The organism is Gordonia sihwensis NBRC 108236 (genome assembly GCF_000333035.1).
Taxonomy (GTDB): Bacteria; Actinomycetota; Actinomycetes; order Mycobacteriales; family Mycobacteriaceae; genus Gordonia; species Gordonia sihwensis.
Genome location: NZ_BANU01000051.1, coordinates 1 through 6880, shown reverse-complemented (window position 1 = coordinate 6880; position 6880 = coordinate 1). Strand labels below are relative to the sequence as shown.

Below are 6880 nucleotides of genomic sequence, written 5' to 3'. Positions count from 1 at the left end.
ACATGTTTGTTAAGACAGTCACCAGTACGGCCACAGCCAAAGCGGCGAATCCACGGCCCGGATGTCTCACGCGCTGTGACCTGCCACCGGGGCATCCGATGCCGCATCCATCTCCGGCACGCTGCGCTTACGCACCCGTGGGCAGGGCGGTAAAAAGTTCATGGCTGGCATTCCTGCCCTTCCAGGTCAAGGCTGTGGTGCGAGCAATACCGCTTCTGAAGTGCCCCGGGTTTGATGGGCACATTGGTGTGCCCCGGGTTTGATGGGCACATTGGTGTGCCCCGGATTCCGTGGGGTTCGATTTTTTGGATTCTCATGCCTCAAGTACGACTTCGCCGGACATCGGTCTAGATGGATCAGCGTCGGCCCCTGTCTCCCTCTAGCCCGCGTCAGATCTCCTTCCCATCACCCGCCTGACGCCAGTTCCCGGCCGATACCGAACGCCGCGGCCTGGAGGACTCCGACGAGGCGGGTCCTGTCCCTCGTCAAGCGGGGAACCACAAGACCCAGGGATGCGACGACCGCGGTGTCTCGAAGCACGGGGACGGCCACCGAGCACGCCCCGAGGGACATCTCCTCGACCGTTGTCGCATACCCATGGCGCCGCACCCGAGCCAGCTGCTGGCGCAGGAGCCCGGGCTGGGTCACCGTGAACGGCGTCATCCGGGTCAACGAGCCGAGCGTCTCGGCGAGCACGTCGTCGGGCGCGTGCGCGAGCAGCACCTTCCCAACCGCCGTGCAGTGCAGCGGCAGTCGGGAGCCGACGGTGCTGACGATCGGGACGGACGCCGTGCCGGACAGCCGGTCGAGGTACAACACCTCGGCGCCCTCGCGCACCGCGAGGTGCACGGTGGCCAGCGTCGCGCCGTACACGTCGTGGAGGAACGGCTCAGCGATCTGGCGCAGGCCGGTCTGGGTCGGCGCCAGTAGTGCGAGCTCCCAGATCCGGCGACCCACCACGTACTCGCCGGTCGGCCGCCGCACCAAGCCGCCCCAGGTGGCCAGTTCGGCCACCAATCGGTGAGTGGTCGGCAGCGGTAGACCCGCCCGACGCGCAATCTGGCTCAGCGTCATCGCCCGGTGCTCATCGTCAAAGGCGCCGAGAACGGTCAGCAGGCGCGAGGCGACACTGGCTCCCGGGTCGGAGGTGTTGCCGGCCATCGTCGCCCCCCTTTCACTCAGTGAACGATATAGCTCGAAGCGTACGCCCCGGCCACCTACCGTCGGGCTGGTGAGCACTCCTGACCTATCGACCCAAGCCGAGATCAGCGCCGAGATCGCCGACCTGTCCGCCGGCACCGACCCGTCCGCTATCCGGCCCCGCCTCGACTACTCCCCGTACCGCAGCAGCCTCCTGCGGCATCCGACCAAGGATCTGCACCAGGTCGATCCGGAAGGCGTCGAGTTGTGGTCTCCGTGCTTCAGCCACCGGGACGTCGATCCACTCGAGGCCGATCTGACGATTCAGCGCTCGGGCGAGCCGATCGGCGAGCGCATCACGATCTCCGGCCGGGTCGTGGACGGCGACGGACGCCCGGTCGCGGGCCAGCTGGTCGAGATCTGGCAGGCCAACGCCGGAGGACGCTACATCCACCAGCGTGATCAGCACCCTGCGCCGCTCGACCCGAACTTCACCGGCGCCGGGCGGTGCCTGACCGGTGCGGACGGTAGCTACTCATTCCAGACGATCAAACCGGGTCCGTACCCGTGGCGGAACCACCGCAATGCGTGGCGTCCCGCCCACGTGCACTTCTCCCTGTTTGGCACCGAGTTCACCCAGCGCATCGTCACGCAGATGTACTTCCCGGGCGATCCCCTGTTCGCGCTGGACCCGATCTACCAGTCGATCACCGACCAGGGCTCCCGTGACCGCCTCGTCGCCCGCTACGACCATGACCTGACGCGACCCGAGTGGTCGACCGGCTACCGGTGGGACATCGTGCTCACCGGCGCCCACCGCACCTGGACCGAGAACAACGACGACAAGGACCACGCATGAGCCCCCGCCTGCACCCCACGCCCGGCCAGACGGTGGGCCCGTTCTTCCACTACGCACTCCCCTATGACGGCGACTCCGAACTGGTGCCTGCGAGCAGCCCGGGTGCGATCCGGTTCCACGGCCGCGTGCTCGACGGTTCTGGTGCGCCGGTCCCCGACGCGCTGGTCGAGCTCTGGCAGGCGGACGCGTCCGGCGCGATCGTCCAGCAGCCGGGCTCGTTGCGCCGCGACGGTTGGACGTTCACGGGCTGGGGCCGGTCGTCGACCGACAACGCCGGCCACTACTCGTTCTCGACGATCGCGCCGGGTGGGGTCGACGGGGGCGCACCGTTCTTCGCGCTCACGGTGTTCGCGCGTGGCCTGCTCGATCGGCTCTTCACACGCGCATATCTGCCGGGACACGAGGCCGCCCTCGCTGCGGACCCCCTTCTCAGCAGCCTCGAGCCGGACCGTCGCGCGACGCTGGTCGCGGAGGCCGATGCGCAGGGACATGCGTTCGACATCCGTCTGCAGGGCCAGGGCGAGACCGTCTTCCTGACGTTCCCGGGCCACGGGGCGGCACACTGAACGCCATGACCGACCTGTTCTGGCCCGGCGACGAGCGCGCCGGCGACCTGATGAGTGCTGAGGCGTTGCTCGCCGCCATGGTCAGGGTGGAGTCCGCGTGGCTGGACGCTCTCGTGGCCTCCGGGCTCGCGCCGTCCGCCGCCGCCACCGACCTCGCCCCGCTCGTCACCGCCGACGATCTGCCGCACATCGCGGCGGCAGCCGAGGGCAGCGGCAACCCCGTCGTCCCGCTCGTCGGGCTGCTCCGCTCGCGAGCGCCGCAGCCCGCCGCCACCTGGCTTCACCGCGGGCTCACCAGCCAGGATGTCCTCGACACCGCCCTCATGCTCGCGCTGCGCGATGCGCTCGAACGGCTGATCGGCGAGCTGCGCGCCCAGGTGACCGCTCTCGCCCGTCTCGCCGCGCAGCACGCCGACACGCCGATGGTCGGCCGCACCCTGACCCAGCACGCCGTCCCCACGACATTCGGTGCGGTCGCCGCGGGCTGGCTCGACGGCCTGGTCGACGCCGCCGATCTGGTCCTCGACGCCCGCTCCCTCCTGCCGGTGCAGCTCGGCGGGGCGGTCGGGACGTTCTCGGCGGCCACCGAGCTGGCGGGCCTGCGGGGGCACGACGATCCCCAGGGGACGAGCGCTGACCTGGTCGCCGACACCGCCGTGGCCCTCGGGCTGCGCGAGCTGCGCCCGTGGCACACCTCGCGGGCGACGGTCACCCGGACGTCCGACGCGTTGGTGACGTGCACGGACGCGTGGGGACACATCTCGACCGATGTCGCGACCCTGGCACGGACGGAGATCGGCGAGCTGGCCGAGCCGACGGCTGAGGGTCGCGGCGGCTCGTCGACGATGCCGCACAAGAACAACCCGGTCCTATCCGTGTTGGTGCGTCGCGCGGCCCTGGGAGCCCCCGGTCTTGCCGCCACGCTGCACGTCGCGTCGGCCGCCTCCGGCGACCAACGTCCGGACGGGGCGTGGCACGTCGAGTGGTCGACCCTGCACCTGCTCGGCCGACGCGCCGTCGTGGCCGCATCCCAGACCACCGAGCTGCTGACGGGTCTGCACGTGGACGCCGAGCGAATGCGCACGACGCTCGACACGTCGGCCGAGAGCGTGCTGGCGGAACGCCGCTCGATCGCCGGGCTGCTGGACGCCACCGCCAGCGCCGATCCGACCACGTACCTCGGATTCTCCGAGGACCTCATCGCGGGCGCCGTCGAGCGGGCCCGGACCTTCTTGGAGGAGAACGAGTGAACATCCCTCGCATCACGGCCGTCCGGCTCGGCGGATCGCCGGCCCTCCCCCTTCTCGTGCTGGGGCCCTCGCTGGGCACGTCCGCTCAGTCACTGTGGGCGCGCTGCGCCGCCGGACTCACCGATCGATTCGAGGTTCTCGCCTGGGACCTGCCCGGGCACGGGTCCAACGCCGGCTCCGCCGAGCCGTTCACGATGGCCGAGCTGGCCGCCGGTGTCCTCGGGATGGTCGACGACGTGGTGGCCCAGCGCGACACGTTCGCCAGCACTTTCACCTACGCGGGCGACTCGGTGGGAGGCGCCGTCGGGCTGCAGCTGCTGCTGGACGCACCCGCGCGCATCGACTCCGCTGTCCTGCTGTCGACGGGCGCACGGATCGGCGAGCCGGATGCCTGGCGGACACGGGCCACGTCCGTGCGCGCGTCGGGCACCCCGTCGATGATCGAAGGGTCGGCCCAGCGCTGGTTCGCACCCGGATTCCTGGAGCGGGAGCCGGAGATCGGCGCAGCCCTGCTGCACGACCTGCGGGACGCCGACGACGAGGGCTATGCGCTGGTGTGCGAGGCGCTGGCGGGCTTCGACGTCCGTGACCGCCTCGGCGAGATCGAACCGCGAGTGCTGGCGGTGTCGGGTCTGCTCGACGTCCCCACTCCGCCGGCCGATCTCGCGGCTATCGCCTCTGGAGTCCGGAACGGGCGGCTCGTCGTCCTCGACGGCGTCGCGCACCTGCCCCCGGCCGAGCAACCGTCCGAGGTCGCCCAACTCATCCGCGATCACGCGAACGCGGGGCAGGCGGTTGCCGCTCCCACGACCGTCGCCGGGGTGCGCGACGCCGGCATGGCGGTGCGCCGGGCGGTCCTGGGCGACGCCCATGTCGACCGCGCGACCGCGGCGATCACCGATCTGACCGCCGACTTCCAGGATTTCATCACCCAGTACGCCTGGGGGTCGGTGTGGACGCGTCCGGGTCTTGACCGGCGCAGCCGCTCACTCATCACGCTGACCGCCCTGGTGGCCCGCGGCCATCACGAGGAGCTGGCCATGCACGTGCGGGCCGCGCGTACCAATGGGCTGACCAACGACGAGATCAAAGAGTTGCTGCTCCAGACGGCGATCTACTGCGGCGTGCCCGATGCCAACGCGGCCTACCGCATCGCCCAGCGCGTGCTCGACGAGCTGGACCACCCCGCTTACTAGGAGACTGCTGCACAATCCTCGTGGCAGGAGCCCGGTGTGGTGGCTGGCGTGAAATCCTGTGGCTATGCAGGGTTGTGATTGTGACTTTCGCCGGTAAGTGGCGGTGGCGGTGGTCTACGGACGTTTCGCGGCGGTCTCACTGGCGAGTGGTGGTCACCCGGGCGCGCACTAGGTCGCGCCGAACGAGACGGTGGAGCTCATTCCAACCGGGACTCACTGACGCGTGCTCGAACCCTCGTCGTCCATGCCGTAGCGGGGATCTCCGAACGCGGCATCTCGACGCAAGGGCTACGACTTCGGTGTCCTGTAAGGGTGTCGCACCAGCTTCGTCGCGCAGTGGGCGGGCTAACGCGACGTGTCGGCGGCGCCTACTTCCTTACTCGCTGGAGTGCGCGGTAGAGCGTGGATCGACCCACCCCGAGATCCCGGGCGATAGCTGACGGCCCCTCCCCCGCCTCGATACGGGCAAGGGCCTTGTCGATCTGCTCCTCAGTCAGGACGCGTTTGCGTCCCTTGTACTTGCCCTTCGCCTTGGCGATGGCGATACCCTCGGCCTGGCGTTCGCGAATGATGGCCCGCTCGAACTCTGCGAACGCCCCGAGCAGCGAGAGCATCAGGTCGGCTCGAGGATCCTGGGCACCAGCAGCGTAGGTGGCCCGCTCGTGGACGAACCGCACACTCGCACCCCTCGCGGTGACCTCGCCGACGATCTGCTTGAGATCAACCAGGGAACGAGCGAGTCGGTCCATCGACGCGACAACCAGCTCATCACCGTCCCGCAGATACCTGATGCACTCTTCGAGCTTTACGCGATCAGCGCGCGAGCGTGCCGACTGTTTCTCGATATAGACCCGGTCGCACTCCCCCACCGCCTCGAGCTGACGCGCCTCGTTCTGATCCGCGGCTGACACCCGCACGTACGCCACCCGCTGCCCACGCGCATGCGAAGATCGGCGAGCCGGCTTCGGATCTGGCTTCGGCTTTGGCGTTACCTCGATGACGTTCTCCGAGTCCGTCGACTCCACCCGAAAGTTCCAACCCAACTCATCCCGACGACGGAACCGAGTCCGCACCTTCCCGCGGCTGACGATGAGCACCTCCTCGCCACCCGAACGATTCAGCAACGTCCCGATCCGATCAGCCATGTGTCCATGGCCATGAGAAAGTCCCCACTGGTGGCCAGGTCGAGGTCCCCGCTGGTGGCCAGATAAAAGTCCCCACCCTGTGTTCGTCGTGTCGACCCGGAACTGAGGGCCCAGGCGATGACGGTGAAGGTGCCAACCGATCACCATCACCGCCTGGGAGTTCCATTGAAGTCTGCGAAGGACCGTATGGACATCATTTCTGCTTACCGAGAACTCGGAAGCTATCGCGCCGCCGCCGAGGTGTGCGGCACCACCCACAAGACCGTCAAGCGTGTGGTCGACCGGTTCGAGGCCGACGATCAACCACCCGACCGCAAGGAACGGGCCCGCAACTACGATGCGGTCGCCGAGTTGGTCGCTGAGCGAGTCGAGCGGTCACACGGCCGGATCACCGCCAAGCGACTGCTGCCGGTAGCACGTGCCGCGGGCTATGAGGGCTCGGCCCGCAACTTCCGTCGTCTCGTCGCCCAGGAGAAAACACAGTGGCGCCGTGACCATCATCGTGGCCGCCGCCCGGCAGTGTGGGCGCCGGGTGACTACCTGGTCATCGATTGGGCCGTAATCGGCGGGCTACACATGTTCTGCGCGGTGGTGGCGTTCTCGCGGTGGCGTTTCGTTCGGTTCGCCACCAACGAAACAGCGACCACCACACTCGGATTCATCGCCGAGGCGTTGGAAGAGATCGGTGGAGTACCCAACAAGGTACTCGCTGATCGGATGGGCT

7 protein-coding genes are annotated in these 6880 nt (G+C 68.7%); 5 read left to right on the top strand and 2 right to left on the bottom strand.

Annotation, left to right across the window (positions count from 1 at the left end; translation table 11 throughout):
- Positions 1–405 precede the first annotated feature (405 nt).
- Positions 406–1161 carry an IclR family transcriptional regulator gene (locus tag GSI01S_RS19320; RefSeq protein ID WP_006898357.1) on the bottom strand — a complete coding sequence of 252 codons (756 nt, stop codon included), beginning with the start codon at positions 1159–1161 and terminating at the stop codon, positions 406–408.
- Between the two features lie 70 nt (positions 1162–1231).
- On the opposite strand from GSI01S_RS19320, the gene pcaH reads away from it, so the two are divergent.
- Genes pcaH through pcaDC form a run of 4 tightly spaced genes read left to right on the top strand, consistent with a single transcriptional unit; the run spans position 1232 to position 5011 of the window.
- The gene (gene pcaH, locus GSI01S_RS19315; protein WP_006898356.1) at positions 1232–1999 is read left to right on the top strand and encodes a protocatechuate 3,4-dioxygenase subunit beta; all 768 of its coding nucleotides are present in this window, start codon (positions 1232–1234) and stop codon (positions 1997–1999) included.
- On the top strand, positions 1996–2565 hold the full coding sequence (gene pcaG / locus GSI01S_RS19310) for a protocatechuate 3,4-dioxygenase subunit alpha (protein ID WP_006898355.1): 570 nt from the start codon (positions 1996–1998) through the stop codon (positions 2563–2565). Before pcaH ends, pcaG begins: the two co-directional genes overlap by 4 nt.
- Before the next feature lie 5 nt (positions 2566–2570).
- A complete protein-coding gene (locus tag GSI01S_RS19305; protein ID WP_039868240.1) occupies positions 2571–3815 on the top strand; it encodes a lyase family protein in 1245 nt (414 codons plus the stop codon).
- Positions 3812–5011, top strand: a complete 1200-nt coding sequence (gene pcaDC, locus GSI01S_RS19300) for a bifunctional 3-oxoadipate enol-lactonase/4-carboxymuconolactone decarboxylase PcaDC (RefSeq protein WP_006898353.1) — start codon at positions 3812–3814, stop codon at positions 5009–5011. Before GSI01S_RS19305 ends, pcaDC begins: the two co-directional genes overlap by 4 nt.
- A 368-nt stretch (positions 5012–5379) precedes the next feature.
- Here the strand turns inward: pcaDC and GSI01S_RS19950 are convergent, their stop codons facing one another.
- Positions 5380–6156, bottom strand: coding sequence for a recombinase family protein (locus tag GSI01S_RS19950; RefSeq protein ID WP_006898352.1), 777 nt, complete (start codon positions 6154–6156; stop codon positions 5380–5382).
- Between the two features lie 165 nt (positions 6157–6321).
- Here GSI01S_RS19950 and GSI01S_RS19290 point away from each other — a divergent pair.
- Positions 6322–6880 (top strand): helix-turn-helix domain-containing protein (locus GSI01S_RS19290; RefSeq protein ID WP_174302311.1); only part of this gene is annotated, 559 nt, incomplete at its 3' end.

Excerpts from the sequence above, each read along its gene's own strand:
- GSI01S_RS19950 (WP_006898352.1), bottom strand. The coding sequence starts at position 6,156 with ATGGCTGATCGGATCGGGACGTTGCTGAATCGTTCGGGTGGCGAGGAG.
- GSI01S_RS19305 (WP_039868240.1), top strand. The coding sequence starts at position 2,571 with ATGACCGACCTGTTCTGGCCCGGCGACGAGCGCGCCGGCGACCTGATG.
- pcaG (WP_006898355.1), top strand. The coding sequence starts at position 1,996 with ATGAGCCCCCGCCTGCACCCCACGCCCGGCCAGACGGTGGGCCCGTTC.
- GSI01S_RS19320 (WP_006898357.1), bottom strand. The coding sequence starts at position 1,161 with ATGGCCGGCAACACCTCCGACCCGGGAGCCAGTGTCGCCTCGCGCCTG.